General features: G+C 45.8%; 26 protein-coding genes and 4 tRNA genes. 11 read left to right on the top strand and 19 right to left on the bottom strand.

Annotation, left to right across the window (positions count from 1 at the left end):
• From SJI19_RS22580 to SJI19_RS22565, 4 genes are all read left to right on the top strand, one after another.
• Nucleotides 1–2,107 (top strand): phage tail tape measure protein (locus tag SJI19_RS22580; protein WP_323480513.1); only part of this gene is annotated, 2,107 nt, incomplete at its 5' end.
• Nucleotides 2,108–2,125: 18 nt separating this feature from the next.
• Nucleotides 2,126–2,611 (top strand): phage tail protein, encoded by a 486-nt coding sequence (locus tag SJI19_RS22575; protein ID WP_323480512.1) that lies wholly within the window; start codon nucleotides 2,126–2,128, stop codon nucleotides 2,609–2,611.
• Nucleotides 2,608–3,774, top strand: coding sequence for a phage late control D family protein (locus SJI19_RS22570; RefSeq protein WP_323480511.1), 1,167 nt, complete (start codon nucleotides 2,608–2,610; stop codon nucleotides 3,772–3,774). The genes SJI19_RS22575 and SJI19_RS22570 overlap by 4 nt, the downstream gene beginning before the upstream one ends.
• A gap of 86 nt (nucleotides 3,775–3,860) precedes the next feature.
• Complete coding sequence (locus SJI19_RS22565) at nucleotides 3,861–4,079, top strand: DNA-binding transcriptional regulator (RefSeq protein WP_323480510.1); 219 nt, start codon at nucleotides 3,861–3,863, stop codon at nucleotides 4,077–4,079.
• A gap of 287 nt (nucleotides 4,080–4,366) precedes the next feature.
• Here SJI19_RS22565 and SJI19_RS22560 read toward each other — a convergent pair.
• From SJI19_RS22560 to uvrY, 6 genes are all read right to left on the bottom strand, one after another.
• A tRNA-Leu gene (locus SJI19_RS22560) sits at nucleotides 4,367–4,453 on the bottom strand.
• A 19-nt stretch (nucleotides 4,454–4,472) separates the two neighbouring features.
• A tRNA-Cys gene (locus tag SJI19_RS22555) sits at nucleotides 4,473–4,546 on the bottom strand.
• A 33-nt stretch (nucleotides 4,547–4,579) separates the two neighbouring features.
• A tRNA-Gly gene (locus tag SJI19_RS22550) sits at nucleotides 4,580–4,654 on the bottom strand.
• Nucleotides 4,655–4,822: 168 nt separating this feature from the next.
• Complete coding sequence (pgsA, locus tag SJI19_RS22545; protein WP_323480509.1) at nucleotides 4,823–5,371, bottom strand: CDP-diacylglycerol--glycerol-3-phosphate 3-phosphatidyltransferase; 549 nt, start codon at nucleotides 5,369–5,371, stop codon at nucleotides 4,823–4,825.
• 58 nt (nucleotides 5,372–5,429) lie between these two features.
• Nucleotides 5,430–7,283 carry an excinuclease ABC subunit UvrC gene (uvrC, locus tag SJI19_RS22540; RefSeq protein ID WP_416347588.1) on the bottom strand — a complete coding sequence of 618 codons (1,854 nt, stop codon included), beginning with the start codon at nucleotides 7,281–7,283 and terminating at the stop codon, nucleotides 5,430–5,432.
• Nucleotides 7,255–7,911, bottom strand: coding sequence for a UvrY/SirA/GacA family response regulator transcription factor (gene uvrY / locus SJI19_RS22535; protein WP_323480508.1), 657 nt, complete (start codon nucleotides 7,909–7,911; stop codon nucleotides 7,255–7,257). Before uvrY ends, uvrC begins: the two co-directional genes overlap by 29 nt.
• Nucleotides 7,912–8,534: 623 nt before the next feature.
• Here uvrY and SJI19_RS22530 point away from each other — a divergent pair.
• Both SJI19_RS22530 and SJI19_RS22525 read left to right on the top strand, forming a co-directional pair.
• Nucleotides 8,535–8,759, top strand: a complete 225-nt coding sequence (locus SJI19_RS22530; protein ID WP_323480515.1) for a DUF2594 family protein — start codon at nucleotides 8,535–8,537, stop codon at nucleotides 8,757–8,759.
• A 118-nt stretch (nucleotides 8,760–8,877) separates the two neighbouring features.
• On the top strand, nucleotides 8,878–9,222 hold the full coding sequence (locus tag SJI19_RS22525; RefSeq protein ID WP_323480507.1) for a GlpM family protein: 345 nt from the start codon (nucleotides 8,878–8,880) through the stop codon (nucleotides 9,220–9,222).
• 368 nt (nucleotides 9,223–9,590) lie between these two features.
• On the opposite strand, the gene SJI19_RS22520 is transcribed toward SJI19_RS22525, so the two are convergent.
• On the bottom strand, nucleotides 9,591–10,622 hold the full coding sequence (locus SJI19_RS22520; RefSeq protein WP_323480506.1) for an AraC family transcriptional regulator: 1,032 nt from the start codon (nucleotides 10,620–10,622) through the stop codon (nucleotides 9,591–9,593).
• Between the two features lie 444 nt (nucleotides 10,623–11,066).
• Here SJI19_RS22520 and SJI19_RS22515 point away from each other — a divergent pair, with 444 nt between their 5' ends.
• Nucleotides 11,067–11,252: a hypothetical protein gene (locus SJI19_RS22515; RefSeq protein ID WP_323480505.1), complete on the top strand. Its 186-nt coding sequence runs from the start codon at nucleotides 11,067–11,069 to the stop codon at nucleotides 11,250–11,252.
• Between the two features lie 862 nt (nucleotides 11,253–12,114).
• Here SJI19_RS22515 and SJI19_RS22510 read toward each other — a convergent pair.
• Nucleotides 12,115–12,190: transfer RNA gene (locus tag SJI19_RS22510), tRNA-Lys, on the bottom strand.
• 173 nt (nucleotides 12,191–12,363) lie between these two features.
• Nucleotides 12,364–13,077 (bottom strand): AraC family transcriptional regulator, encoded by a 714-nt coding sequence (locus SJI19_RS22505; protein WP_323480504.1) that lies wholly within the window; start codon nucleotides 13,075–13,077, stop codon nucleotides 12,364–12,366.
• 563 nt (nucleotides 13,078–13,640) lie between these two features.
• On the opposite strand from SJI19_RS22505, the gene SJI19_RS22500 reads away from it, so the two are divergent.
• From SJI19_RS22500 to SJI19_RS22490, 3 genes are all read left to right on the top strand, one after another.
• Entirely contained in the window at nucleotides 13,641–13,898 is a 258-nt protein-coding gene (locus SJI19_RS22500) for a DUF1883 domain-containing protein (protein WP_323480503.1), read from the top strand.
• Nucleotides 13,899–14,272: 374 nt separating this feature from the next.
• Nucleotides 14,273–14,872 (top strand): NAD(P)H:quinone oxidoreductase, encoded by a 600-nt coding sequence (gene wrbA, locus SJI19_RS22495; protein WP_323480502.1) that lies wholly within the window; start codon nucleotides 14,273–14,275, stop codon nucleotides 14,870–14,872.
• A gap of 838 nt (nucleotides 14,873–15,710) precedes the next feature.
• Nucleotides 15,711–15,914, top strand: a complete 204-nt coding sequence (locus SJI19_RS22490) for an HHA domain-containing protein (RefSeq protein ID WP_323480501.1) — start codon at nucleotides 15,711–15,713, stop codon at nucleotides 15,912–15,914.
• A gap of 382 nt (nucleotides 15,915–16,296) precedes the next feature.
• Here SJI19_RS22490 and SJI19_RS22485 read toward each other — a convergent pair whose 3' ends face one another.
• The 10 genes from SJI19_RS22485 to SJI19_RS22440 form a co-directional block, all read right to left on the bottom strand.
• Nucleotides 16,297–16,587, bottom strand: coding sequence for a hypothetical protein (locus tag SJI19_RS22485; RefSeq protein ID WP_323480500.1), 291 nt, complete (start codon nucleotides 16,585–16,587; stop codon nucleotides 16,297–16,299).
• 269 nt (nucleotides 16,588–16,856) lie between these two features.
• Nucleotides 16,857–17,123, bottom strand: coding sequence for a sigma-S stabilization anti-adapter protein IraP (locus SJI19_RS22480; protein ID WP_323480499.1), 267 nt, complete (start codon nucleotides 17,121–17,123; stop codon nucleotides 16,857–16,859).
• A gap of 228 nt (nucleotides 17,124–17,351) precedes the next feature.
• Nucleotides 17,352–18,275: a nitrogen assimilation transcriptional regulator NAC gene (nac, locus tag SJI19_RS22475; protein ID WP_323480498.1), complete on the bottom strand. Its 924-nt coding sequence runs from the start codon at nucleotides 18,273–18,275 to the stop codon at nucleotides 17,352–17,354.
• A gap of 667 nt (nucleotides 18,276–18,942) precedes the next feature.
• The gene (gene cybB, locus SJI19_RS22470) at nucleotides 18,943–19,602 is read right to left on the bottom strand and encodes a cytochrome b561 (protein WP_416347587.1); all 660 of its coding nucleotides are present in this window, start codon (nucleotides 19,600–19,602) and stop codon (nucleotides 18,943–18,945) included.
• A 189-nt stretch (nucleotides 19,603–19,791) separates the two neighbouring features.
• The gene (locus SJI19_RS22465) at nucleotides 19,792–20,406 is read right to left on the bottom strand and encodes a tetratricopeptide repeat protein (RefSeq protein WP_323480497.1); all 615 of its coding nucleotides are present in this window, start codon (nucleotides 20,404–20,406) and stop codon (nucleotides 19,792–19,794) included.
• Nucleotides 20,403–21,212 carry an SDR family oxidoreductase gene (locus SJI19_RS22460; protein ID WP_323480496.1) on the bottom strand — a complete coding sequence of 270 codons (810 nt, stop codon included), beginning with the start codon at nucleotides 21,210–21,212 and terminating at the stop codon, nucleotides 20,403–20,405. The genes SJI19_RS22465 and SJI19_RS22460 overlap by 4 nt, the downstream gene beginning before the upstream one ends.
• A complete protein-coding gene (locus tag SJI19_RS22455; RefSeq protein ID WP_323480495.1) occupies nucleotides 21,209–21,862 on the bottom strand; it encodes an iron-containing redox enzyme family protein in 654 nt (217 codons plus the stop codon). The genes SJI19_RS22460 and SJI19_RS22455 overlap by 4 nt, the downstream gene beginning before the upstream one ends.
• Nucleotides 21,859–23,298: an AMP-dependent synthetase/ligase gene (locus tag SJI19_RS22450; protein ID WP_323480494.1), complete on the bottom strand. Its 1,440-nt coding sequence runs from the start codon at nucleotides 23,296–23,298 to the stop codon at nucleotides 21,859–21,861. Before SJI19_RS22450 ends, SJI19_RS22455 begins: the two co-directional genes overlap by 4 nt.
• Nucleotides 23,295–23,939: a thermostable hemolysin gene (locus SJI19_RS22445; RefSeq protein WP_323480493.1), complete on the bottom strand. Its 645-nt coding sequence runs from the start codon at nucleotides 23,937–23,939 to the stop codon at nucleotides 23,295–23,297. The genes SJI19_RS22450 and SJI19_RS22445 overlap by 4 nt, the downstream gene beginning before the upstream one ends.
• Before the next feature lie 286 nt (nucleotides 23,940–24,225).
• Nucleotides 24,226–24,936 (bottom strand): LuxR C-terminal-related transcriptional regulator, encoded by a 711-nt coding sequence (locus SJI19_RS22440; protein ID WP_323480492.1) that lies wholly within the window; start codon nucleotides 24,934–24,936, stop codon nucleotides 24,226–24,228.
• A gap of 388 nt (nucleotides 24,937–25,324) precedes the next feature.
• On the opposite strand from SJI19_RS22440, the gene SJI19_RS22435 reads away from it, so the two are divergent.
• Nucleotides 25,325–26,923 (top strand): hypothetical protein (locus SJI19_RS22435; RefSeq protein ID WP_323480491.1); only part of this gene is annotated, 1,599 nt, incomplete at its 3' end.

Below are 26,923 nucleotides of genomic sequence, written 5' to 3'. Positions count from 1 at the left end.
ACTGAGCGGCGCGGGCATCGCCACCAACCGGCTGACCTCGGAGCAAAAGCGCCTGCGTGACAATGCCGATACCGTTACTCGCTCGCTGAATCGCCAGCGCGATGCGCTCACCCGGCTGAGCCAACAGCAGCAGCGGCTGAGCCAAATCAAGCAACGCTATCAATCGGGTAAAGCCTTAGCGGGAAGCATTGCCGGGAAAAGTACCGTTGCGCTGGCCACCGCTACCGGTGCGTTATATGCCGAAGGACGTTTAATTGCGCCAGGAATGAATTTTGATCGCCAGATGTCCAGCTCCCAAGCCATTCTTGATCTGGACAAGCAGGATAAAAAACTGCAAGCCATGCGCCAACAGGCGAGAAAGATCGGCGCCACCACTGCATTCTCCCCCACCGACGTGGCGCGCACGCAAACCACGCTGGCGCGTTCTGGCCTGGGTGCGGATGCCATCCTGGCCGCCACCGGCACCACGGTTAACCTGTCGCTGGCCGGGGAAGTGGATATTGCCCAGGCCGCAGATATCATCACCAATATGCAGTCCGCTTTTCATATCCCCAGCCGCGATATCGGACGGGTCGCGGACGTGATGACCAAAGGTTTTACCAGCGCTAACAGCAACTTGATTGAATTCGGCGAGGCAATGAAGTACGTCGCCCCCATTGCCCGTGCGGCCGGTGCAACCATTGAGGATACCACCGCTATGCTCGGCGTCCTCGCGGAGAATGGTATCAAAGGCAGCATGGCCGGAACCGGGGTCAGCGCGGTGTTTACTCGTCTCCAGGCGCCGGTCGGCGAGGCCGCAGATGCATTGGATGAACTGCAGGTGAAAACCCGCGATAAGCAGGGCAACTTCCTGCCCATTGAGCGCGTCCTGAAAAGTATTGCCACATCGATGAAAAAACATCGTCTGGGTACGGCACAACAAACGGAATACCTAAAGGTTATTTTTGGCGAAGAGGCGATAAAGTCGGCGCAAAACCTGATTGAAGCGGCGAACAACGGCAACCTCGCATTTCGCCGCCAGGACTTGACGCACTCACAGGGCATTACTCAACGGGTAGCGTTAGTACAGACCGACAACCTGGTGGGTGACCTTAAAAATCTGACCTCCGCCTGGGAAGATCTCCGCATCCAGGTATTCGAGGGTCAGGATAACGGTTTGCGATGTTTAACCCAATCCGCCACCGCCTGGATCGGGAAAGTCGGCGAATGGAGTAAAAAGAACCCGGAATTGACTAGCCGGTTGACCAAACTGGCGGGCGCGATAACCGCGTTGGTGGGCGGACTAGCGGTGCTAGGTCTGGCGGCTTGGCCGGTGATCACCGGGTTTAACCTGTTACTGGCCGGGGCTGGGGTGCTTAGTACCGGTATTGCTATTGCCGGTGGTGTCATTGGTACCACCTTTGCCACTCTGGCATGGCCTGTAACGTTGGCAGTAGCGGCGATCGTGGCCGGGGCTTTACTTATCCGCAAATTTTGGCAGCCGATTAAAGCATTTATCATGGGCGTAGCCGCAGGTTTTTGTGCCGTGGTCGGCCCCCTGATAGAGATTTTTGGCCCGCTAAAGCCGCTCCTTTCCTGGCTAGGCGATAGTCTAAAGGGCTTATGGGCCGGATTCAAAACGCTGATCGAGCCAGTGAAAGCCACCGAAGAAACCCTGGCCAGCGCCACCAACGCCGGTAAGATTTTTGGCGAAGGTGTGGCCATGGCCCTGACTTTTCCCCTGACCGCACTGAACATGCTGCGCGAGGGCATCGATTGGGTGCTGGAAAAACTGGGGGTAATTGATAGCAAGTCCAACGACCTGGGGGATAAAGTCAACGGCCAACCCACCGCGCCCGCCACCGCTTATGGCTATCAGCCCGGCGCCATGCTGTATGACGAAAACCCCATGCTGGCACAAATTCGCCAGGCGGATAAACCTATCCAGGTGCCGCAGGCTGCTCCGGCCACCTCCGTGCATGTCACGGTGCCATATACGCCGACCAACGGCGAGGCTATGACGCCACAGGAAGTGGGCCGCATCGCTGCCGGTGCTGCCGCCGATGAGCTGGACAAACGCCAGCGCCAACAACGCGCCCGCAGCCGCAGCAGTATGACCCATGAATAATCCCCCGGAACTAACACCATGATGATGACCCTCGGGCTGTTTGTGTTCACTTTGAGCACCGTGCCGTACCAAAACCTTAACCGTTCTCTGGAATACCGCTGGCCAACCAATAGCCGGGTGGGACTTATCCCGGCGGCGCAATTCCTCGGCCCGGATAACGACACCATTACCCTATCCGGCACGCTGTTGCCAGAGGTCACCGGTGGACGGCTGTCGCTGTTGGCGCTGGAGACCATGGCATCCCAGGGCAAAGCCTGGCCATTGATTGAAGGCAGCGGGCGGATTTACGGCATGTTTGTGGTGACCAGTTTTAGCGAAACCCGCAGCGAGTTTTTTGCTGACGGCGCGGCCCGGCGCATCGAATTTACCCTCAATCTGATGCGGGTAGATGAAAGCCTGACCGCCATGTTTGGCGATATGAAAGCCCAGGCCGACAACCTGCTGGGCAAGGTACAAACCCTGGCCGACAAAGCCAAAACTACCCTTGGGGGACTCTGGTCATGATCACCACCCTGATGCCGTCCGCCGGGGCCACTCTCGCGCCGGACTTTCGTGTGCGGATCAACGACAAGGATATTACCGCCAATCTACGCCCGCGCCTGCTGTCGATGACATTGACCGATAATCGCGGCTTTGAGGCTGACCAGTTGGATATTGAACTGGACGACGCCGACGGGCAATTACGAATGCCCGGACGTGGCGCGGTAGTCAGTGTGTTTTTGGGCTGGCAGGGCGAGGCGTTGACCGGCAAAGGGGATTTTACCGTGGATGAAGTGGAGCACCACGGCGCGCCGGATACGTTGACCATCCGCGCCCGCAGTGCAGATTTTCGCGGCACGCTGAATTCCCGCCGCGAGGTGTCCTATCACGATACCACTCTGGGGGCCGTGGTCGACCAGATTGCCAGCCGCAATAACCTTACCGCCATGGTGTCGGACGCGTTGAAGTCGATCAAAATCACCCATATCGACCAAACCCAGGAAACCGACGCGGCGTTTATTACCCGGCTGGCAGAGCTTAACGGCGCAGTGGCGGCCATCAAAGCAGGCCGGTTAATGCTGTTTAAACCCGGCGGCGGCAAAAGTGTATCCGGCAAAGCCATTCCACAGATAAGCATCGAACGCCGCGACGGCGATCGGCACAGTTTTAGCATTGCCGATCGGGGAGCCTATACCGGCGTGACTGCCAGTTGGCTGCATACCAAAGACCCGCAGCAGAAAACCGCCAAGGCTAAAACCAAAGTGCAGCGCAAACCGAAAGTCCAGCACCTGCGCGCCCTGCAACACCCCAAAGCCAAAACAACTAAAGCCAAAGTGCAAAAGACACCTAAAACGCCGGAGGCCAAAGAGGGGGAATACCTGGTGGGCAGCGAGGATAACGTGTTTGCCTTGACCACGGTTTACGCCACCAAGGCCGCCGCCATGCGCGCCGCTACTGCCAAATGGAACAAACTACAACGCGGCGTCGCCGAGTTCTCGTTAACCCTGGCCCTGGGCCGGGCAGATCTCTACCCGGAAACCCCGGTGACGGTGAAGGGTTTTAAATCGGTGATCGACGAACAGCAATGGATAATCAGCAAGGTCACCCATAACCTGAGCAACAGCGGTTATACCACTGCCCTGGAGCTGGAAGTGTTGTTAAATGACGTTAGTTACGAAAGTGAATGACCAGTCAATATTGAATTAATATCCACATTATTGAATTTAGTGATAGAATGGGTGCCACAAACTCATGAGATCAAGGAGATACCAATATGATGCACTGCCCGCTTTGTCGTCATGCCGCACATGCCCGATCGAGTCGTTATCTCAGTGAGAGCACCAAAGAGCGTTACCATCAATGCACCAACATCAATTGCGGCCATACGTTTGTCAGTATGGAATCAGTCACCAGGTCTATTATGGTACCAGGTCAAATACAGCCTGCTATCCCCCACCCTACCGCAGGTAACCAGGTGCAAATGTCGCTTTGATGTTCTTAATTAGCGTAGTGCCGGTTTTATCTAAATATGGATATTTATCTTGCGGAAAGAAAAACAAATAACGCGAAATACGAAAAAATAGTGTTTCGCTGCCTCTTTGATTGGTCATCCGAACGCTCCGCAACAACCCCACGTCTAACGCTCGAAAAACGTCATAGTCACAATGTAGTCATTTTGTAGTCACTTTGGGGAATGGAGGCAAATCGCGGGCATAAAAAAACCGTCTCACGACGGCATCAACTTGATCATACTACTTTGTTTTTATTACGAATTCTTGGTGGTACCCGGGACGGGACTTGAACCCGTACAGCCATAAAGCCGAGGGATTTTAAATCCCTTGTGTCTACCGATTCCACCACCCGGGCGTCGAAAACTGTAATACTATGGAGGCGCGTCCCGGAGTCGAACCGAGGTGGGCGGATTTGCAATCCGCTGCATGGCCACTCTGCCAACGCGCCCTTTATCGCCTTTATAAGGCTTCGTTGTACATCTGGAGCGGGAAACGAGGCTCGAACTCGCGACCCCAACCTTGGCAAGGTTGTGCTCTACCACTGAGCTATTCCCGCATCGATGAATTTTTTCGCTATTTGCTTGTTATTACTAATTTGTTTTAACAAGTTATCTCAAACAACCGGTCGTTGCTTTCGATGCGTTGCATTCTACTGACATGACGTCGCTAGTCAATAGAATTATCGTGGTGATGCGCTCGTTTGTTGGTTTTTAAGGCGCTTCGATCACCGTTCGAACAAATCATGGCGAGCGGCGTTCAAATATTGAAACATTGACCAGAAGGTTAGCACCGCAGCGATGTATAAAGCAGCAATACCTATCCCCAACACCCATTGATCGGGGCGCCATAATAGTGCCACTAGCGCCAACATCTGGGCAGTGGTTTTCACTTTGCCAATCCAAGACACCGCGACACTGCTGCGCTTGCCAATTTCCGCCATCCACTCCCGTAAAGCTGAAATGATAATTTCACGGGCAATCATAGTTGCGGCAGGCAAGGTTATCCACCAAGCATGAAAATGCTCCGCCACGAGTACCAGTGCAATGGCAACCATCACTTTATCCGCTACCGGGTCAAGGAATGCACCAAAACGGGTAGTTTGCTTCCAGCGCCGCGCCAGGAAACCATCAAACCAGTCGGTAACAGCCGCGAGGATGAAGATCAAGGCACATGCCAATGGCGCCCAAGCAAAAGGCAAATAAAAAGCCAGGACGAAAAATGGTATCATTACGACACGCAACAACGTAAGCCAAGTCGGTATATTCAATTGCATAACGCTACGTTAATTATCTGGCCAAGGTGAAGATAACGAGTATGTTGCTACAATGCCGCTAGTGTTTCAATGCATTAAATATCTTTTCTGCCAATGCTTTTGAAATACCTGGCACTTGCGCAATCTCCTCAATACTTGCGTTGCGCAAAGGCTGCAATCCGCCCATGTATTTTAACAGGGTTTGGCGCCGTTTAGGGCCTACACCTTCAATAAATTCCAATGCACTGGTATTTTTGACTTTTGCGCGTTTATTGCGATGTCCTGTGATGGCATGGTTATGTGAATCATCGCGAATATGCTGAATCACATGCAAGGCCGGTGAGTCAGCAGGTAACGATACGCCTTCGCCGTGCGCCTTGAAAAACAGCGTTTCCAGGCCAGCCTTGCGATCGGCGCCTTTGGCGACACCCAGCAGCAGCACCTGTGATGTATCCCAAGGTACGTCCAGTTGTGCGAACACGTCGATAGCCATGCCCAGTTGGCCTTTGCCACCATCAATAATCACCACTTCAGGAATTTTTGATGCTTCAAGTGCTTTACCATAGCGACGGCGAAGCACCTGAGTCATTGCCGCATAGTCATCCCCCGGCGTAATGCCTTCAATATTAAACCGGCGATATTCAGCACGTACCGGCCCATTGGCATCGAACACCACACAAGACGCAATGGTTTGCTCACCCATAGTATGGCTGATATCGAAACACTCCATACGCTGAATGGCCGGTAAGCCCAACAGTTCGGCCAGCGCTGCGAGGCGTTGATGGATAGTCGATTGCTGTGATAATTTCGTGACCAACGCCGTCGAGGCGTTAGTGCGCGCCAGTTTCAAATACCGCGCCCGATCCCCTCTGGGATGCGCTTGTATTTGGACTTTTCTGCCCGCCAACTCACTTAACGAACCGGCCAAAAGATCTTTTTCCGGCAGAGAAAAATCGAGCAGAATTTCACCGGGCAACGTCCGCATTTGACTGCCTTGCAAATAGAATTGTCCAACGAAAGTCTGTACCACTTCGGCCAGTTCAGTACCTTGGGGTACTTTAGGAAAATAGCTGCGGCTACCCAATACCTTGCCCTGACGGATAAATAAGACATGCATGCAAGCCATTCCAGCGTCGAATGCCACACCAATAACGTCCAAATCCTCATCGGTGCCAGAAACAAACTGCTTTTCGGTTACCCTTCTCACCGCCTGGATTTGATCGCGCGCGCGCGCTGCCTCTTCAAAGTTGAGCGCCTTGCTGGCCAGTTCCATGCGTTCAACCAATTGATTAAGCACCTGCTGATCCTTGCCGGACAAAAACAGACGGACATAATCGACCTGATGCTGGTAGGCCTCGTCGCTGACAAGTCCCTCTACGCAGGGGCCAAGACAACGGCCTATCTGGTACTGCAGGCAAGGTCGGGAGCGATTGCGGTACACACTGTCCTGGCACTGGCGTATAGGGAACAATTTTTGCAGCAACGCCAGCGTTTCCCGTACCGCGTACCCATTGGGGAACGGACCGAAGTACTCCCCTTTCGCGTGTTTGGCGCCGCGGTGAACACTTAACCTGGGGTGGGTATCGCCGCTCAGAAAAATTAGCGGATAGGATTTATCATCGCGCAGCAATACGTTATATCGTGGCTGGAATAGCTTGATGTAGTTGTGCTCTAACAACAATGCTTCGGTCTCGGTGTGCGTGATGGTCACATCGATTTGCGCAATGCTCTTGACCAACGCTTCCGTTTTTCGGCTGGAAAGTTGTAGACGAAAGTAACTCGCCAGACGTTTTTTCAGGTCTTTTGCTTTACCGACATAAATGACCGTTTCCGACGCGTCATACATACGGTACACGCCGGGTTGGCTGGTCACGGTTTTGAGAAATTCTGCTGGATTGAAGCTATCACTCACTGCTAAATAAATTCTCCGCATTAAACAACCCATGGCGGATGGCCAGATGGGTCAACTCCACATCACCGTTGATGTTAAGTTTACTAAACATTCGATAACGATAACTGTTTACTGTCTTGGGGCTTAAGTTCAGCTGTTCAGAAATCTCATTCACTTTTTGCCCCTTGGTAATCATTAGCATAATCTGTAGTTCACGTTGGGACAAACATTCAAAAGGCGTCTCAGCCTGTGGTTCTAACTGGCTTAACGCCATCTGCTGCGCAATGTCAGAGGCAATATAGCGCTTACCCGCATTGACCGAACGAATGGCGCAAATCACCTCTTGCGGTGCCGCAGCTTTACTCAGATAACCTGAAGCGCCCGCCTGCATAACCTTAGCAGGTAACGGGTTCTCAGTGTAAATAGTGAGCATGATAACTTTGATATCAGGGGAATATCGTATGATTTTACGGGTCGCCTCGAGCCCACCGATGCCTGGCATGCTCATATCCATCAGCACCACATTGACACAATTGCTGCGGCACCATTTTACCGCATCCTCGCCACACTGCGCCTCTCCAACGACCTTAAAGCCTTTGATATCTTCAAGAATGCGCCGTATCCCTGCACGCACCAATTCGTGGTCATCAACAAGAAAAACGCTTATCAAAGAGAAAATCTCCAAAAACCAAAAAAGGGAATGATGTAATCTGAATCAAATTCTGTAGCATAATATTACTGTTTTTCAAGTAAATAATGAATACAGAAATTCGTTAATACTAAAAGATGTCAACAGCAAAATTTTAAGTGACTCATTTTAGACAGATCAATGAATCCTTCGCAAGAGAATTTCGCCCTAACAACCGTTGTTTTACCAACGTAATACCAAACCGGGCAAACGAGGACCAAGACATAAATCTTCTTGGCTATTTGCTTAAAAAGCACTCATAAAAACAGTTGGTTATCGGATAATTTGCTAATTGTTTTATTATTCTAAATAATTTTTATCAAAAATATTTTCAGCGAAAAAGATTAATTATTACTTCAATTTTCACTTTTTAAGTCTGCATATGTATATTGCTGCTCACGTTTAATTAACCGTATCAATCACCTTGTTTACCTAACAAATTAAATAAAATGTCCGACTTGGACCCGACTTCACACTTCGGGGTGTTAAACCAGGTTTCGTTAAATATTCGCACAAAATCTGTTATAATCAACCGGAAACGGGCGGTTATGGTTACCCAGGTAGCCGACGCGGCTGACACGACAATTGAGCAACGAGGAAACGCAATGGGCAATGTTGAATTTTCTACCGATAAGGACGCGGCAGTACTGGCGCAGGAGCTGAACTGCATGAAGTCTATGGTTACGCTGATCTTGAAGGCTATGGGCCAGGCGGACGCGGGTAAGGTGATTATGAAAATGGAAAAATATATCACTGAACTGGAAGATCCCGCCCAGGCGGAAGTTTTTAGTAATACAATTAAGCAGATTACGTTCGCTTATAGGCAGTAAAGGCGGCAAAGCGGCTCATACCGTGGCAGTGCCCCAGCCATATGCCACGGTATGGTCAAAAACCTTATACATAACTATGATAATATTCATCCCCCGTCCTCAGCGATGTTTACGATGAATGAATCTAATACTTAAGGCACTATTGGGCGCCCTTGTGGTTGTGTTGATTGGCTTATTATCCAAAACACGCAATTATTATCTAGCAGGGTTGCTTCCTTTGTTCCCAACGTTCGCGCTAATAGCGCATTACATTGTAGGCAACGCGCGTGGCATAGACGCTCTGCGTTCTACTATCATTTTTGGCATCTGGGCAACGATTCCTTATCTAGTATACTTAATCTCACTCTATTTTTTGGTCGGTTCGATGCGACTGTCTTACGCCCTGCTATGCGCAACGCTTTTCTGGTCAGCAGCAGCGTGGTTGCTGGTGATTTTTTGGCGCATAGGTTATGGCTTGAATTAAAACCAAACAGTCTGCTACAAATCATAATTTCCTATTGAACTAACGAGAAAAACTGTACTTTATGCGGTCAAAAGCACGCTATAATCAATAGAAATGGCGGGAGATCATGATGAGCAAGATTTTTTTTTGGATGATTGTTACTTTAGTCGTATCAAGCCTCAGTGGATGCATTGAACCACGGCATACTTCCGCACCCGTGCCACAAGGGAGCCCACAAAATGTCGGAAATTGTACTTGCAGCAGCTTGATAACCTGCTCTTGTGGACCCTCGACCAAGCCTTAAGTTTCTATTGGTATCCGAAGGCGTATGGCACCAGCTCCTTTTGGATTTATGCACCTGGTCCGCACCCCTTCTTCCAGGGCTGTATTTACAATGAACTTAACCAGACCACTTGAGATTCATTCATATTTTCCAAGGCCCATAGTTCATGATGTTCCCTGCGCGCTTGGTTGGGCGTTAGACCGTAAGTTGAGATAAACAGCCGATTAAATGCAGCCGGCTCAAACTGCCAATAATACGCAATTTCGGCCACTTTCCATTGACGGTATTGAGGTTTGAGCAACATTCTGGTTGCCGCGACCACCCGTTTTTTGCGAATGTGGGCCATGATGCCGCCAAAAGGCTCAAATAACCGATATAAAGAGGAACGTGAGAGGCCAAATTTTTGGCAAATCAGTTCTGAACCCAATGCGGCAACCCGTAGATTTTCTTGCACAAAATCACATACTCGGGTGATTATATGCAGCTTGGTATCCATCATGATAGGTTGTATGGGTGCATGAGAGGATCGTATTGCTGAAATCACAAAATCAATAATAGGCCGGGCGACTTTATTAACCTCGCCATCACTAAAATTAGCGCTATAGCTCAATAAAGAAGCCATATTAGACGCAATCATCTTGCTAAGGAAATCTTTTTGATTAATTATTTTCCCGTGTAACTCACAACTATTATCAATTTCGAATAATAAGGCCCGAGGGATTGCCATATAAAGCACATCAATATAGTTCCCTAACCTGCTTTCGATAAGGTTCATTTTTATTGGTTGCAAAACATCTAAAATGACAACATCACCGGGAGAAAGATTAATATCTAAACGGCCAGCTTTACCTTCAATACCACCGGTTACGACTGCCATCAAAATAAAATGATCGTTTAGATTATCATATTTGTGGGGAAAATTAATCAGGCTTTGCGCCGTGGATTGTAACCGTCCACAAATAAACACATCGAAATGATGTGCCTCGACGGTCCAGTGTAAATGCTCAGCCTGTGAGTGTGAAAAATTGGATTCAAGCAACGATGCATTGATTCCTGAGCGCCACCGGTCCACCTTGGAGGTCGTGCTTTCAGTAATAAGCGATTTATCATTAATAATACGACTGTTATGATTTTTCATCTGAACGCTTATAGAGATCCGAAGGAATTTATTGTGCCCCGCATACAGCCAGAGCACTACCATAATATCGTAGCATTATGAAAATAAATAATTTAAAGGTTTCTGATTTTTCTTATTGAACTTTATTATAAAGATATAGCGCTTTCTATGCAAGCCCTCTTTTGGCACAACCGTCGCAGCGATATGCTTATCAAACACCGAGCACGATGCCAATAACTAATTGTAATTATTGATAATTTTATATGGATTAACTGCAGTGGTAGGTAAAGGTTCTCACTCTCGATGGACACGGCAATGCTGTCCCCAAGCCACAGAGATAATATCGGTATAATAACGGAAAAAATTGATCTATATCCAGATTTCCAGCCCAGTAAAAGCGCAGTATCTACCCGGTCACCCATTGCGAAGTGACAGATAGCAGTTATCTATGGTTAAGGAATAGGTATGTCCAAGAAACCTGGTGAAAATTCAAGTAAAAGCAGTGTTAACACTCAATCAACTGAGTCCAAAAGCGGCAAAAATGAGACTCAAGCTACTACCGCAGGTGAGGGTAAACACCAAACCATGCAAACTAAACCGGGACATGATAAAGAACAAAACCCAAAAGCACATGCAAACAAGCATAAGTAACGCTTGTTAGTCGGTTAAAAATGTAAATACCGTGCCGGATGCCATTTGCTACTCCATCCGGCTTTATAAGCATACAACAATATAGATTATCTCTCCCTTTATTCTTGGTTATTCTCTGCCCTCAATCCACAAAAGCGAATATACCCAAATCTTTCATTTTCAGGTACGTCGACAATCGCAAGCATTTTCGCGGCGGTTCCCTGTTGCAAGAGTTATAACCTATCATACTTCAGATTGCATGCATGTTGGCAATCCCAGCCTTAACGGGGCGGCGGAAGGTTGTATCCAAATCTGTTCATACAAATCTGTCTTCGCGTCCCCCGCCACTTGCTTGGGTCAGCGCCCGGGGATTGATGAACCTCAGCGATCAGGTTCATCCTTCGGTCCAACGCAAGCGATGTTCAAATCTGTTCCAGATATATTTGCCGCTGCGTCGCCGCTTTCCTGCCATTTGCATTGTTTAGGCTATAGGCGATTTATATTATCGATAAAAGTGGCGGCATTGAGCTAAGCCAGCGAGAGCTGTGCATGGTGGACTTACGAGCCCTACACGGATCGATAACACAAGCGTGCTACCTCTTTATATATGTCATGTCGTTGGCTATTGAACAGTAGCACGGGCAACTTGCATATATTCGATAGCGCTTATGGCCTGTAGTGATTTTATAGCTAATGCTGTACTGCTTATCATTGGCGGTGCTAAGAGAATTATATGGAGGGGGCTGATTGAGGCAACAAGGTGATTTATGCGTCGCTTAACGTATTATTTAAGCACAAATTGTATAAAAAATTATTTTTTTATTAAGAATAAATAAGGGGATATTATGAAGGATAATGTAAACCTAAATACGGTGTTTTGTGTTGGTGGGTCGTGCAGGGTTCGAACCTGCGACCAATTGATTAAGAGTCAACTGCTCTACCAACTGAGCTAACGACCCAACGCCGAGCATTATTATCTAGTCGGCCTTCACTGTCAAATGTTTCGTGTTTTTTTTTGACACTATGCAAAGAACCGCGCCCAAAGGCTAATTCTTTTGGTCGCATTGCCACCATCATTAACCCTTTGTTAACAATGATGGTTGTATATTAAACAAAAAGAGATTGATAACTTCTATCTTTTTTTAGTCCTAGTCCTAAATAGCGAAGGCGACATATGGAAATGTCGGCGAAATAATGCACTAAAATGTGCATGATTACAAAAGCCACACTGTAAGGCAATATCAGCCACCCGCTGTGTGGAAGTTAACAACAGCTCTCCGCCTTTTTTAAGACGTTTTTCTATCAGCCATTTCTTTACAGGCATGCCGTACTGTTGAATAAAAAATGAATTTAACTTATGTACTGAAAGTTCCAATTCTTGTGCGTAACGTGTTACTGGCCATTGCTTGTGGTAGTTTTTCTCAAAAAAATCGAGCAACGTATCATTAATATTTATACCGATAAACTGATGGAGTAAATCAGAAAAATATTGCTTATCAGCCCCTAGGCAATAAAGATATAAAAAACAAAGAGGTAAATTCATATCCATTTCCATTAGTTTTTTTGCACTTTCTATTACCGAATTATCTACAGGTAAGATTTTAAATCTTTTTTTATTGTGGTCGAAATAGGATACTTTGCAAATCATCGGGGAAATAAGCTCTTGATAGAATGGTAATAAATTTACAGGATAACAAGTGATAATAATAATATCATCTTGATTCGATTTAATAAAAAACGAATTTTCTTCTACTACCACCATGTGGTTTGATGCAATCCCCCGTAATTTACCGTCGATAAGCAGTAAACCCTCTTTTTTAAACAGTATAAATTGTAACCCATTCATTAATACGTCCAGATCGCTCTTTGTATGGACCACACGTGATCAATATATGTACCGTAGTTATATTCAACAACAGCATAATCAAAGAACAATTAGCGTCAGTAGGATTGTTTTTTATGTTTTTAACGAGAAAAAAGATGTCCTTTCGATAATTTTATGTCCAGTACGCTTACATCGCGAGACAGTGCTCACTGACATTTCAACTTCTCGCCCTGGTCAACCTGGTGGCTACGTCAAATGCAGGACACGGCCCAATGACACCGATTCAGACGATATCCGCATATCCTGACGGTACAGTTTGGTCAACACATACCCTCACAACCATATTAACTCATTAAAATTTATAGTATTAATTTAATTACTTTGCAAAATTACCACTAGTGCTGCAGTTGGTTTTTTTCAACTATTTTTTTTAAACTCAATAAAATTTGATTAAAGTCATCATTTTTATAGTGACTCAATGATTCTATAACAACTGCGGTTCTTTTAGCCTACCAATGAAATACTCCAGGTGAAGGACTGTGCGGGGAAAACGTATTTATCATCGAAAGTGGGGAGTTTGTTTCATGTCTATCATCCGTACCCGACTGAAATTATTCGGCGGCGACACCGTAGTGGTGCATTGTTCTGAAAAATGTAATATTCATTTATTATCTGAAAATCAGCAGACCACTTACAACTCTGTTCTGGGTTTTGGCGATATTTTAGGGGTCAGTGACCGTGCGAGCGCCTACTTAGGAGTGCCTTATAGCGGTTTGTGGAGTGTGGTGATCGATGCTAAAAGTGAAAGTCCTGAACATTCGGTTAGTTATCTGCCTGCATAATTATAATGCGCTATAACATATACCTACGCGTGCCTGACAACATCACGATGTTGCAGCACCAGAATAACGTTCTGGAAAAGGCTAAGGTCCCCTTCACTGTTTAGCATCAGCATAATAGTCGCCGGATGAGTCCGGCGTTCTGGTCACTTAGTTAACACTGCAACATCTTTAGTATCTGCATTTAGTCATACAAATCACCCTCCCACCGCCGTCATCACCGTTTTTCCGGCTTAGCAATTTCATGCGCACGCAACAAATTATTTGCATAGTGTTAGCAAACGATTATGTTTAAAACTGTCGATTGAATTTCGCGCTGCGCCCAACGCAGCATATGATGATAAAAACTCATCCCATTGCTATAAGGAAGCGTTCACATGGCAAAAATTCTGATTCTCTACTATTCCATGTATGGCCATATTGCCACCATGGCAGAAGCGGTGGCAGAGGGTGCAAGAAAGGTCAGTGGTGCCGAGGTCGAGATCAAGCGGGTACCTGAAACCATGCCTGCGGATCTATTCGCCCAGGCCGGTGGAAAACCGATGCCAAGCATACCTGAGGCCAAACCCCATGAATTAGCCGATTACGATGCCATTATCTTTGGTACGCCGACCCGCTTTGGCAATATGTGCGGACAAATGCGTACTTTTCTGGACCAAACGGGCGCACTTTGGGCATCGGGCGCGCTGTACGGTAAAATAGGCAGCGTTTTTACTTCCACCGGCACCGGTGGTGGTCAAGAACAGACCATAACGTCTACGTGGACCACATTGGCCCATCACGGCTTTATCTTAGTCCCCATAGGCTATGGGGCAAAACAACTGTTTGATCTATCACAGGTCCGGGGCGGGACGCCTTATGGGGCATCAACCATCGCCGGGGGCGATGGTTCGCGTCAACCCTCAGCGACAGAACTTGAAATCGCGCGTTATCAGGGTGAGCATGTTGCGGGCATCACTTTGAAAATGATTAGCTAAGCTCATAGGCCCCACCAGAAAAGCGCGTCATCGGCTGCCATCCAACCCGCGCTTTTCTGTTATCCTATTATTCCAATGTTTTTGGCCTGTGGCCGAATTGTCCTTTTGGGCAGTTAACGTATCGAAAGACCAAAATAATACTAACATTCAGTCATAATAAATCGGTCAACTAACAATTCGACTGTGCATATAAATAACCTCGATAAGCAAGGAGGATCTCGCAGAACATCTATTTTAGATAATTTTTCCAGCGGGAGTTCCGCGGGTTAAATATGACAATTTCGGGCCACAATGGGTGGTTTTTCCGACATTAGGGAATATCAATAGGACAACATCAACGGTATCCATATTTACTCTTTGTTACCCTATTCGAAAGAGCTATGCTTGAAATTTCAATGCTCATCGCAAAATTGATTTTTAACTTCTAGACATTTTCAAAATACGGACCAAAATGATATGCTATGCTTAACTCAAGCAGAGCAGTGGAATCGAACAATTTATCTTATCTGTCCGATAGATTTAAAACTATGGGCAGGCAGAAAATAATGGGCCCCGATAAACTTACTCAGGTAAGATCAAGGAATGAGCGAGCTCAACACCTCTGTGGTGTTAAAGACAACGGAGATGCTCTAGAGATTTCCATCTATAGGCTTTTACTCGCCCATAACGATTATCTGGTTGCGAGTCATCAATCTTAACAGAGAGATTTGCGTCAACCCCTTGAGTTTAATATCAATGACTGAAACGGCGGATTCCCTATGCCGTAACAAGCACTGGTTTACCAATGCACCGGGAATATTATATTTATCACTCTCTTTTAACGGATTAATACAAATTTATGGGAAAAGTTGATTTTTTAATGCAATTTAGACGCTGCACCTCGGTAGAGACTCTGGAAAAAGTTATCGACCATATGAAGCAAAGGTTGCCTGATGAAGAACTGGTAGAATTTTACGGCGCGGCCGATCACCGCTTAGCCGAACTTACCATGGGCAAACTCTTTGACAAGGTTCCCTGCTCAGTGTGGCAGTTTGTTAAGTAACTATACCCTAGTTAACTTGAGTGGCAGGAAAGCAGCGACGTAGCAATAAATCTGTTTGGAACAGATTTGAACAGTGCTTGCGCTGGCCTGTAGGGGGCCTCAGGGATGAGGTTCCCCAGTTCCCAGGAGTAGACTCAAGTAAAAAGACCGGGGTGAGCAGGAAAAAATTATTATTGTATTGCAATAACCTGTCTCGCAGACCAAAAACCAGACGATAGGTGAAAAGTGGCTATCCCACCAGAGGAATATCCACCCGACATGTAGACGTGCGCTATCTCACTGAGAAATTGCACAAATATGTTATAAGTAGATACGTTATGAAAAGAGATAGCATTGGTAATTATGACGCAACACTGCGTGTTAAACATCATCAAAGCGCTAATCAACCGAATTTTTTCTCACGATTGTTAGATCGCTGTCGTAAAAATTCGTATCCTAGTTCCGTCACGCCACCTGTTACCATCACGCGAGAAAACGTCAATTTTGCGGTAAAGTCAGCAATACCAAATTGGCAATGTTCTACTAACCCCTCACTGTCTGCATAACTGATAGCTTTTGCTACCTGTTGAAAATCGTCCACTGCGTCTTGCGTAGCTGCTTCGGGAGTGAACAACTTCCTTCCGGCGCAAATTTCTTCAAGCGTATTTTCAAGTATAAACCCTAGTGTCTTCATAATTATTAACCTGCTAACGAAAAAAAATACCTACATTTAGATCACATTTATTATCTGTTATTAGAAATAGTATATTCGACGGGCAGAAGAATGCTCGTGTTAAAAAAAATTAATAATATCCTTCTGAAAAGGACCTTTAGCCCAGTGACAAAAACTATACAACATGATTTATACAGATTTTTATCTTGGTTGATTGATAAAAAAAACTGTCCCTTATCCTATCATATCACCGAGCTGAAATAGACCGTCTGACAGCACCGCTTCGTACTTTATCGACGCTTGGCAACACCGGTTATCCGGGCAATATTGTTACTCAATAAATCGATATCAGCTCGGTAGGAGACGTCCGAACGTTGCCGCATTTCTTGCAACGCTGTATCAACTAAGCCAACGATTTCAGTAGTTTTCTCTCGGCCAAGAGAAGATATCAGTGCCGCGACTACTATTTCTAACGATTCAACCATGGCATGAAGATCCTTTTCTGAGGCTTCTTTTTGAGCTAGCGTGATCAGCAATTGAGATAGCAAGTTGTTCATTGTAGCTCCTTGTGGTGATAAAGATGACTCGACCGACTTATCAAAAACCTGATGCACCCAAATTTTCCAGCATAATAATTTATAATGTTAATTTTTATCAAACGACTTTTTTTGCTAGAAAAAAACCGTGATAAATCTAAAATTTTTATGTTTTAGTCTGTTGCATAAATAAAAACGGCTACCCCATGGGATAACCGTTGCGTGACACATAGCCAAGCTTATTATTGATTAACTTGCCAAAAGTAACGCCTGTTTTTCGTGCGCTGGTCGGATTGATGTCGCTAAAGACGTCAGTAAGTTCTTCACCACCATTGCCGAGGGTGATAAAGGCAACCGTGAAGACATATTTAACGTCAAGGGCAGCGGCAAACCGGGACTGATAATGCGTGACATCCAGGCATTCGCCGAACGAACTACTGTGGTAGCGGTCGATTCAGGCAATACTGCGGCGCCCATACCACTGGCTACTGCAGCGGTCAGCGTGGCAATAGAGTCGATTTCCCCAATAATTTTGGCACTCAGTCGTCGAAGTGAAAAAGCCTCGTCGACACGTTTACGTATGGCTGAAAAATCACAGGGCAAATAAAGTTGTCTATTGGCGACAGCGCTTAATTCAATGCTCTTGCCAGGATCATCCTGGGTGCCCACCAGATAGAGATCTTCTTTTAATAATGAAAGGCTATTAATTCCTGCATATATCGCAGGATCATAATGCACGGCTAAATCGAGATGGCCGCTGCTGACTTTTTCATTAAGCACTGTAGAACTGTTTTCGTGCAGGTAGACGGTCAATTGCGGATATTGGTCACGTACCGATTGTAGTAGCGGCATAATCAGTGGGCAGGAAGACGTTCCAGGAGCCAGACCAATGGAAACGTGCCCATTTAAGGTTTGGTCTACGTTGCCCACGGCTTTTTGTGCTATTTCACACTGCTGCAAAATAGCACGAGCATGTGAATAGAGGATCCTACCCGCCTCAGTCGGCGTCACACCCCGTTTTGTTCGTACAAGAAGTTTTTGGTCTAATTCACTTTCCAGAGTGGCAACCTGTTGACTCAATGCCGGTTGAGCAATATGCAGAACTTCCGCCGCCTGAGTTAGGCTACCGATATCGACGATTTTTACAAAATATTTGAGTCGCCTTAAATTCATTTCTGCCTCCGCCGCAGCTTAACCATTACTTATGTAACAGAGGCTGCAAGAAACAGACCAAATATAAAATTACCATCAGTAAAAATGAGAAAAAACACGTTTTACAGTTAAATAAGAATAAGTTATGACCAATATATTATTCCAGTTAACTCTATTCTCGTGGCTATAGAGACGGTGAGATAAACATCAACTACGCAAAATGCACCATGAGGATGCATTATCACGCCGCATGGTGCTAACCTGTATGTATACCCGTTATACTTCAAGCGGCAGGTACGTTGGCAATACTCAGCCCATCCCTGGGCCTCGCCCCTAGTGTGGCCGCGACAGGTCGCGTTCAAATCTGCTCCTGCAGACAGATTTGTCTCTGCGTCGCCGCCTTCCTGCAACTCGAACTATTTAGGGTATATATCCAATACCTGCCAAACTTCACTTTTCAGGTTTTTGGCTTTTCCCTTCGCTCACCCCAGACTTTTGCCTGAGTCAGCGCGGGAGCGAAGGATTAATCTCATCGCATAGACCCATGCTTCGGTACAAGCACATCCGCTGTTCCTGTCGGTTACCGACAGATTGATCGCTGCGTCACCGCCTTCGGGCAACGCAGATTATTTAAGATATATTATGTATGGTAGCCTGCATCGCGATAGCCCGGAGCTAACCGTGTGACTTAATGTTTATCGTCGCCACTGTTTTCAATAAGTTTTTCTCTTCTGCCAGGCAGCATTCTAATTAACGTATTATCGCGAACAACATAATGATGGAATAGCGCTGCCAATGCGTGCAACCCAATAATAAAATATCCGGTATTAGCAATCAATTCGTGGAGATCTTTTAAGGTAAATTGCAGCATCCCATCAGGGGCATCAGTTACTGGCATCGTATAGCTAAAGAATGTCCATTCTTTGCCGCCAAAGTACAGTGAGAGCACACCTAACAAGGGTAACCCAATGAACATGATATAAAGAACAATATGTATCAATTTAGCGAAAAACATTTGCCAACGAGCTGGCGCGGGAACGATATCCGGCGTAGTAGAAAACCATTTTGCCACCACTCGCACAAGCATCAACAGCATAACGCTTACACCAGTTGTGTAGTGAACGGTCAGTAGCGTCGCCCGCAAACTGCCACCTCTGGCGGCAAAACCTTTAAGCTCCATTGCAGCATAAGTAACGACAATTAAAATAAATATTGTCCAATGAAAAAATATCTGCAAAGACCCATATCTGTTTTTCATATTTCCCTCATAAAAATCATAACCAATCACCTTGGGTGCAATAGCCTTGGCTACCAGCAACAATAAATTGTGTATCCCCGCAAAACTCAACAGTACAAACCTGTTGGTAATACTCGGCCCTTACCTGGGCCTGGGCCTTACCTGTGACAGGTCACGTTCAAATCTGCTGCTGCAGATTCGGCCTCGGCCCCCCCCAGTATTACTGTGTCGTAAGCTACCGAGGATGGGTTGCGTTGCCGCTTTTGTGTCATTCGAATGATGTAACTATGAAATAGCCGATCATTGAAGTTTCAATAAACGCTGCTCAATTTCCTGGCGTCGTCCCCGATCAGCCAGCTCCCTACCGGGACGAACTGGCGCCTTTAATGCTTTGTTCAAGTAGCGCCGCGCCTCATCCTTGCGTTTTTGCTCCAATAAAAAATCACCATAGAAAAAATTTGCATCTATTCCATCCGGATTAATAGCCAATGCTTGCTTCAACAATTGCTCTGCCCGCTTGTCATCCCCAAACCTTATCGGCCAACCGGGGACCTGATAATACAGCGCGCCCAAGCTAGTATAGGCCGAACCTGACAATGCCTCAGGATTGAGACGTAGAGCCAATTCCAATTTCTGTTTTGCATCTTTCACTAGACCCAGTGCGCCAAGTCCTCCTTTGCTACCGGCCCAGCTGCTCTTGACAATTGCCGACCAAATTAATATATCGACACGAGTATGATCCTGGCTACTGATCCGATCGGCGTTGACACTCAGCTTTTCCAGACAGTCGCTTTGTTGCTTCGCAGGGACCTGATATTCACAAATCGCCCACTGCTTTTGTATTGCGGCCAAATCATCCTGTGCGTAGACCGTTGCCGTACTAAGCAGAAGAATTAATAAGTAGAATAGTTTCATGATGAATGCTCATTGTCAGGCAAATCATGGGAATGCTGTTCAATCACATTGAGCTTTTTTGCTATGGCATTATCCACCACATGCGGAAATAGCGCGTTGATTTTTACAAATATTTTCTCTGGCCAGCCGAGCCAAAGACGCTTGTGCTCTTTACTTAAAGCCAACACGGCCTGCTGGGCAACCCACTCCGCGCTGTCGACGCGATTTCCCAATGCTGAGTTTAAGGCATTTACTGAAGCGGTATTAAGCGGAGTACGGGTTGCTCTGGGCGCAAAATAGAGCACGTTTATTCCCGTTGAAGCCAGTTCACGGCCTAAAGCCTCGCTAAAACCGCGAAGCGCAAATTTGCTGGCGCAATAGATGCTGTAACCAGGGTAACCTATGCCGCCGAAACTCGAGCCAATATTCATAATGATCCCTGGGTTATTCAAGTAAGGAAGCATTGCGCGGCTGAGCAGCACCGGGACCTGAATATTTAGCGACAACTGCTCAGCGATATGGTCTTCAGATTGATCTTTTAACCATGCAAACCGACAGGTGCCGGCATTGTTGATCAGAATATCAATACCCCCATTTCGGGCAATGACACTTTGTAATAAAACCCTGTCTTTTACGGAGCCGAGATCACCATCAATAATTTGGTGACGCTCAGGATAAGGTAATGTTCGTCTAATCGAGTCCAGCACCTTGACGTCTCGCCCATGTAAAAAAAGCGAGGCTTCATGGTTAGCCAATTCCATTGACAGCGCACGACCAATGCCACCGCTGGCGCCGGTCAACAAAATACGCTTGCCTTTAAGTTTCATAATGGCTCCGTAATACTGCGCAGCATATCGCCATAAAGCTGATAGACAACTTTTGCGGCATGAATAATCGCGTCGCAATCGTTTGGTTTATCAACTTTATTCATTAGTTTTTCAAAAAACTTTAAATGCTCTTTATCAAGTGAGCCATGGGAACTTAAATAGCGGGTTGCTTGCGCAGGAAGGCCCAACCCTGTTTCCAGCTGTCCGGCAATTGTCGTGGCAATGGCTACACTGGTTCCTTCCAGAACCTGTACCATCCCGAATATCGCCATAGGATTAGCGCGGTTGATTTGGTCATAAAGGAAAGAAATCATCAATTCTATAGGCAATCCTGGTCGTCCTTTACGCACGGTGTTAGCATCTCCACCGCAGGCAGTAATGTCATCAAGTATCCATTCCTGATGCCCATACTCTTCATCTATATATTCAGCAATTGCGCCGCGCACCCACTCTTGATCCATATTCAATCGACTACCCGCAGCCATCAATAACGGAACAGTATGGCTGACATGATAAAATGCCTGAGTCAGAAAAGAGATATACATAGAGGCATTAATATTTCCACTACGGCAATATTCAATCACGGGAGCAGAAAGCAGGTATTGTCGTTCAACAGCGGTGTGATTTTGTAATTCAACATAAAAACTCATTGGTCTTTCCCCGAGCACAACTGATTAATCTGGGCATGATATCGGTTAAATATATGTTCCCGTTTTGGGCGACCATTATCGGTAAGCAACCCATTTTCCCTACTAAATTGCGCAATGATGTAATGGTGAATTTGTGCATAATCTGGTATGCGGTTATTCAAAAGGGCGATTTGCTCGTCAAGCTGTGGTTCATAACCAGGCACAATCTGCACCACAGCAACGTTAACCGGCATGTTATCGCCAAATAACACCACGCGGGCAATTGCCGGACAAAGTTGCGCTTCGGCTTCAATCCATTCCGGTGAGACGTTGCGGCCGAAAGCGGTAATCATCACATTTTTTTTGCGCCCAGTTATATATAAAAAACCGTCTGCGTCGATATGGCCTAAATCGCCGGTGGCAATGGTATCGGTCACGTTAGGCTCACCGATATATCCAAGCATTGACGTCCCATTGACCAGGATTTCTTGATCGTCGGCAATAGTGACCTGACAATGAGGCAACGGTTTACCAGCCGATCCACTCCGGACCCGGCCTGGGCCATTCATGGCGACCACCGAACCACATTCCGATAGCCCATATCCTTCATAGACCGGTAAACCCACCCGCTGTGCCTGCTCCAGCATCCCTGGAGCAACCTTACCACCGCCGACCGCAATAAAACGAAAGTGCGAAGATAACGTGGGTTGCATGGCACAAAGTCTGACTAACAGGCGTAGCAATTCGGGAACCAACACCACACTGTGAGGTTGCCAGCGCTGCAACGCCTGAGACAGTATGCTCGGAGAAAATTGACTGGAACCCGTCATGCCAATCACCTGCAATGGGGGTAGTCTGCTCGTCACACCAGCCAACAGCGGCACATAAATACCGGTGATATTTTCCAATAAAGTGGCAAGCGGCAGCAGTGCTAGATGATGCTGAATATTTACCGGTGCCACTCGTTGCGCGATGGATTCTGAAACCATCATCATCTGCGCTACGCTCAAACAAACCCCTTTGGGTCTACCCGTGGTCCCCGAAGTATAGGTAATTTTGGCGGTATTCGACGGTAGCACTACCGGGTTTATCGGAACCCGTCTTTGCAACGGTAAATGAAAGGATTTGGTGGTATTCCATCCATCACGTGCCGGACCGATCAGTGCGTCCACACCGCTGCTTTCCAATAACCATTCTTGTTGTTGGGCACTGAAGAACATCGGGATAGGAACAATCACAATGTGGGCCAGCATGCATGCCAAATCGACCAAAGCCCACTCCAACCCGTTATCAAGCAGTAGGGCTAGCCGCGCGATCTTTTCGTTCAATAATTGTTGGGCCAGCGCGTTCACTTGACTATGGAGTTCGGCGTAGCTCAAACCCTGTTCAGGGCCGCAAAGTGCCATGCGGGATGGATCAACTGCGGCTATAGCTGCTATGCGGTCAAATAAAGTCATAGCATAGCCATTTGCGGTTTGGGGAAAATAGCCGGCATGGGCCCGAATAACGATAATAAAATACTGCTCTTACTGAGAATACGAAAACCCTGTGATAAGTCCCCCACCATCACACTCGGTGAGCTTAGATAATAACTGCCCCAGGACTGCGCCTCTGCGCCGATATGCTCCGGCAAGGCCGCGGCGAGCTCCACCGGGACTAAATGCAGATGATGGAAAACATTACGCAGCTTATGTGTACCGGTAAAAACCACAAATTCAAGCTGGTTTTCAAATAACAACCGGCATAACGCGGCAAACATGGTTCTAGCATTGCCCGATTCGGCACAGGCAAAATTGCCAATCTCTACCAATCCAACACGTGATACCGGCTTATTCAACTTGCTTGACGCCACCTGTTCTACCGGTCGGTCAAGGTAATGTTCGAGATAGAGTGCGCCGGATATGGCGGGATTAAGGCCACAGGCGCCAATCAACGTACCATCAGCACGATAAAGTCCTAATATATAAGGAAGAAAATGAGGAATAACGGCATTGAATTCCCGCTGATATTCTTCTTGAATATATTTTTGCAGAATTGCTTTGTGCTGGGGTTCCCGAGCCAAAACCAAGTGAAACGGCGCCGCAGTAGTCATGCTCATAACCCTCCTCAGTATGATAAAGAAGAGCATATAGGGGCATGCTTAAGGCAATGTTAGTAAGGGGGAGGCAAATGGGCATCCATAGTGAACATTTGTAACAAAATGTAATATTAGAAAAATAACCAGAAATGCGGTATAGCACCGGCAGGGTATCGCATTCACGATCATATTCCAGGAGAACCCAACTGCATATCAGTCATTATAAGTGTCCCTGGCATAATGGAGTCACGGCTATCCGCCCTACCGGACGAGGGTTATAGCGTATTTTGCTAATACCGCCATACGGTTAGATTATCGAGCTATCAAAGGTGATCGCCTCGCTGGTCAAGAACCGTTTCGGCAAATAACGGTGATAGTTTCGCTTCTCGCAGAATTCTATAAACTCATCAAGATTATTAGCGCCGACCTTATCGTAAAGCGTCTGCATATAATTGTTAAAGGTGTTAGCTGCAAGATGTAATCTCTTTGCGACTTCTTTCGCCTTTAGCCCTTGTAGTCGGTAAAAAAATATTTCGCATTGGCGCTCGGTAAAATAATCATCCGGTTTGGTCAGCAATAATGAGCCGGGGAGATTTCGCTTGATAAAGTCATTTATTGAGTAAACATTAAGTTTTTTGTCATACCCAAACATGCCTACGCATTCTTTATTGTTATTAAAAAATGGAATCTTATGAAAGATATATGGATAGTCTACCGCTGTAGGGTGTAGTTCAAGCGTAGAATAAGATGTTTCCGTTTCCCACGTTTTTTTATATTGTTTACTAAACCCGTCCACCACTTCAACATCGTCAAATAGCTTAGATTTAATTTCATTATCAAGTTTACCCATTGCACAGCTTGGGGACTTCACACCATATAATTCTGCTGTAGCTTGATTGCAATAAATCAATCTACCTTCTTTATTCCGTATAATGAATGAAAAATTCAGTTGATCTAATAATGATCGTGTGCATTTTGACAAATCTATTTCCTGTATTTTACTAAAAACATCAATCATATTATAACTCTCAAAAATCCAGATAATTTGTCTTAACAAATTACCAATACAGAAAACGATTTTCTACTGCACTTTAGTATAGATAGGTTTATCATACTTATTGTTTTCTAATTATGATAATTTTTATGGTAGCGTTAATGCATGTTAAATAGACTACTACTCCACGGCATCGCACAATAGTCATTCTGGCAATGATTAAACCTTTGCCAATATAACCAATTTATTTAATGAACAATTAATCCATGAGTCTAAAATATAAATTTATCCTCTCACCCATTTAACATTCCGTGACTTTTCCTGTGGTTTATTTGCCTTGGGTGAAATTAAACATTCCATAAACATGAAGCGATATTTAATTTCGAATGCAATAATAAACATAGGAAACAACATGGAAGCGACAGTGGTCATTCAGGGAAACCCATCTATACCGGGAAGCATGTGCATTGTTGATGATCCTACCGGTAAGTTTAGTGCGGCTTCAGGCATTCCAGTTTGTGACGTGAGTAATACTGCTGGTGGTGGCCACGTCGCTACAGGACAAGCATCTGCTAGAGAAACAACACAGGAAGTACCAATAGATCTAAAATCCTCAGAATTAATTTTACAATCGAAAAGATTAGTCATTGAGGCTGCACTTGCAAATTTAAAAGTCACTGCGACAGAATCTGCCAGACTTGATGCTCAACAGCAACAAGTGAAACGGTTGATCGAGGGTCAGAAATTTACCACAGATAATTTGAAAGCCAGTATGGAGAGAAACTCTGCATTACAGAGAGACATGCAGAATAGAATACAGCAGACATTTATAAAACAACAAAAATTTACAACCGACGGCATCGCGAATCGTAACAAAAGTACGGCAGTATTCAATGCTCAATTTGCCAATATTAAAGCATCGATGCAAAATGCTGGCGATCTGATAAATGCTTCAAGAGCGGAAGAACAAGCAAGAAAAAAAGCCGAACAACATAGGCAAGAATATGAACGTCAGATGCAAGATATGGCAAGAGAAAAGGAGGAACATGACCGTCAACTAGCTGAATTAAGGCGTCAAGAGGAAGAATATAAAAGGCAGTTAGATGCTCATGATGCAAAGCATCCACTTGCTGCTGCTGCAAGAAAAGCTCAAGAGACCAGTGAATCTATAATAATTGCGGAACGCAATAAAAACCAGACAGAAAATCAGGTTAGAGAAAAAGAACAACACATTAATTCATTAAATGATAATTTCAATAAAATTAATAGTATTTTTATCGAGGCTGCCAATCGCCCGAGGCGCATTGGAGGTAGGGGTTTTAAGCAATTATCTATTAATAGTAGTCCACATAGAGATTTAAATGGATGGAAAAAACATTTGAGTCAAATGAAAGATGAAATTAATCGTGCAAACGACGAACTAAATCATTTAAAAGCACACCTTGATCATTGTCACCAACAAATCCAGCAAGCCCATCACCATAAAAATGAGGCCGAAGCCCATTTTAATCATTTACGTGATAAACAATATTGTGAACAAGAAGCAGAACGACAGCGTTTGGCTGTATTAGAAACTGAATTAAACAAACAATTGAATGAAATAAATAAGGCAGAAGCAACCGCCAAACTTAGCACTTTACTCATTGCTGCACACTCAACATCAATTAATGAAAACATACCACTACTCACCGATAAAATAAGTTTTTTAAGCACCATTCAGCAAGTACTTAAGAAAAATGAGATTGCAACTTGCGATACTTTAGCCTGTGAAACTGGTGTTGATGGTAATGGGCGTTTTAAAGAAGCCAGCCAAGCGATTGCCATAGCGGCAACTACCACATTGGCGCCGTCGGCATCGCTGGTAGAAGGATCGAAGGTATTAGCCAACGTAAACCGTCTTGCCTATTTGAAAGCAGGGCCTATGGCATTGGCTGGCGCCACGCTTTTCTATTCAAAATCTATTGGTATCAGCAGTGATAAAGTTCCTGGCGGTAAACAATTCAAGCATACG

The sequence above is a fragment of the Acerihabitans sp. TG2 genome (assembly GCF_035013185.1).
Taxonomy (GTDB): Bacteria; Pseudomonadota; Gammaproteobacteria; order Enterobacterales; family Enterobacteriaceae; genus Acerihabitans.
The sequence above is the reverse complement of the archived record's forward strand: the minus strand, read 5'-3'. Positions and strand labels throughout refer to the sequence as shown.

Bases quoted from the DNA above. Each gene is read 5' to 3' on its own strand.
- SJI19_RS22575 (WP_323480512.1), top strand. From the start codon at position 2,126: ATGATGATGACCCTCGGGCTGTTTGTGTTCACTTTGAGCACCGTGCCG.
- SJI19_RS22570 (WP_323480511.1), top strand. From the start codon at position 2,608: ATGATCACCACCCTGATGCCGTCCGCCGGGGCCACTCTCGCGCCGGAC.
- SJI19_RS22565 (WP_323480510.1), top strand. From the start codon at position 3,861: ATGATGCACTGCCCGCTTTGTCGTCATGCCGCACATGCCCGATCGAGT.
- pgsA (WP_323480509.1), bottom strand. From the start codon at position 5,371: ATGCAATTGAATATACCGACTTGGCTTACGTTGTTGCGTGTCGTAATG.
- uvrC (WP_416347588.1), bottom strand. From the start codon at position 7,283: ATGCGGAGAATTTATTTAGCAGTGAGTGATAGCTTCAATCCAGCAGAA.
- SJI19_RS22530 (WP_323480515.1), top strand. From the start codon at position 8,535: ATGGGCAATGTTGAATTTTCTACCGATAAGGACGCGGCAGTACTGGCG.
- SJI19_RS22525 (WP_323480507.1), top strand. From the start codon at position 8,878: ATGAATCTAATACTTAAGGCACTATTGGGCGCCCTTGTGGTTGTGTTG.
- SJI19_RS22520 (WP_323480506.1), bottom strand. From the start codon at position 10,622: ATGAAAAATCATAACAGTCGTATTATTAATGATAAATCGCTTATTACT.
- SJI19_RS22515 (WP_323480505.1), top strand. From the start codon at position 11,067: ATGTCCAAGAAACCTGGTGAAAATTCAAGTAAAAGCAGTGTTAACACT.
- SJI19_RS22505 (WP_323480504.1), bottom strand. From the start codon at position 13,077: ATGAATGGGTTACAATTTATACTGTTTAAAAAAGAGGGTTTACTGCTT.
- SJI19_RS22500 (WP_323480503.1), top strand. From the start codon at position 13,641: ATGTCTATCATCCGTACCCGACTGAAATTATTCGGCGGCGACACCGTA.
- wrbA (WP_323480502.1), top strand. From the start codon at position 14,273: ATGGCAAAAATTCTGATTCTCTACTATTCCATGTATGGCCATATTGCC.
- SJI19_RS22490 (WP_323480501.1), top strand. From the start codon at position 15,711: ATGGGAAAAGTTGATTTTTTAATGCAATTTAGACGCTGCACCTCGGTA.
- SJI19_RS22485 (WP_323480500.1), bottom strand. From the start codon at position 16,587: ATGAAGACACTAGGGTTTATACTTGAAAATACGCTTGAAGAAATTTGC.
- SJI19_RS22480 (WP_323480499.1), bottom strand. From the start codon at position 17,123: ATGAACAACTTGCTATCTCAATTGCTGATCACGCTAGCTCAAAAAGAA.
- nac (WP_323480498.1), bottom strand. From the start codon at position 18,275: ATGAATTTAAGGCGACTCAAATATTTTGTAAAAATCGTCGATATCGGT.
- SJI19_RS22465 (WP_323480497.1), bottom strand. From the start codon at position 20,406: ATGAAACTATTCTACTTATTAATTCTTCTGCTTAGTACGGCAACGGTC.
- SJI19_RS22460 (WP_323480496.1), bottom strand. From the start codon at position 21,212: ATGAAACTTAAAGGCAAGCGTATTTTGTTGACCGGCGCCAGCGGTGGC.
- SJI19_RS22455 (WP_323480495.1), bottom strand. From the start codon at position 21,862: ATGAGTTTTTATGTTGAATTACAAAATCACACCGCTGTTGAACGACAA.
- SJI19_RS22450 (WP_323480494.1), bottom strand. From the start codon at position 23,298: ATGACTTTATTTGACCGCATAGCAGCTATAGCCGCAGTTGATCCATCC.
- SJI19_RS22445 (WP_323480493.1), bottom strand. From the start codon at position 23,939: ATGAGCATGACTACTGCGGCGCCGTTTCACTTGGTTTTGGCTCGGGAA.
- SJI19_RS22440 (WP_323480492.1), bottom strand. From the start codon at position 24,936: ATGATTGATGTTTTTAGTAAAATACAGGAAATAGATTTGTCAAAATGC.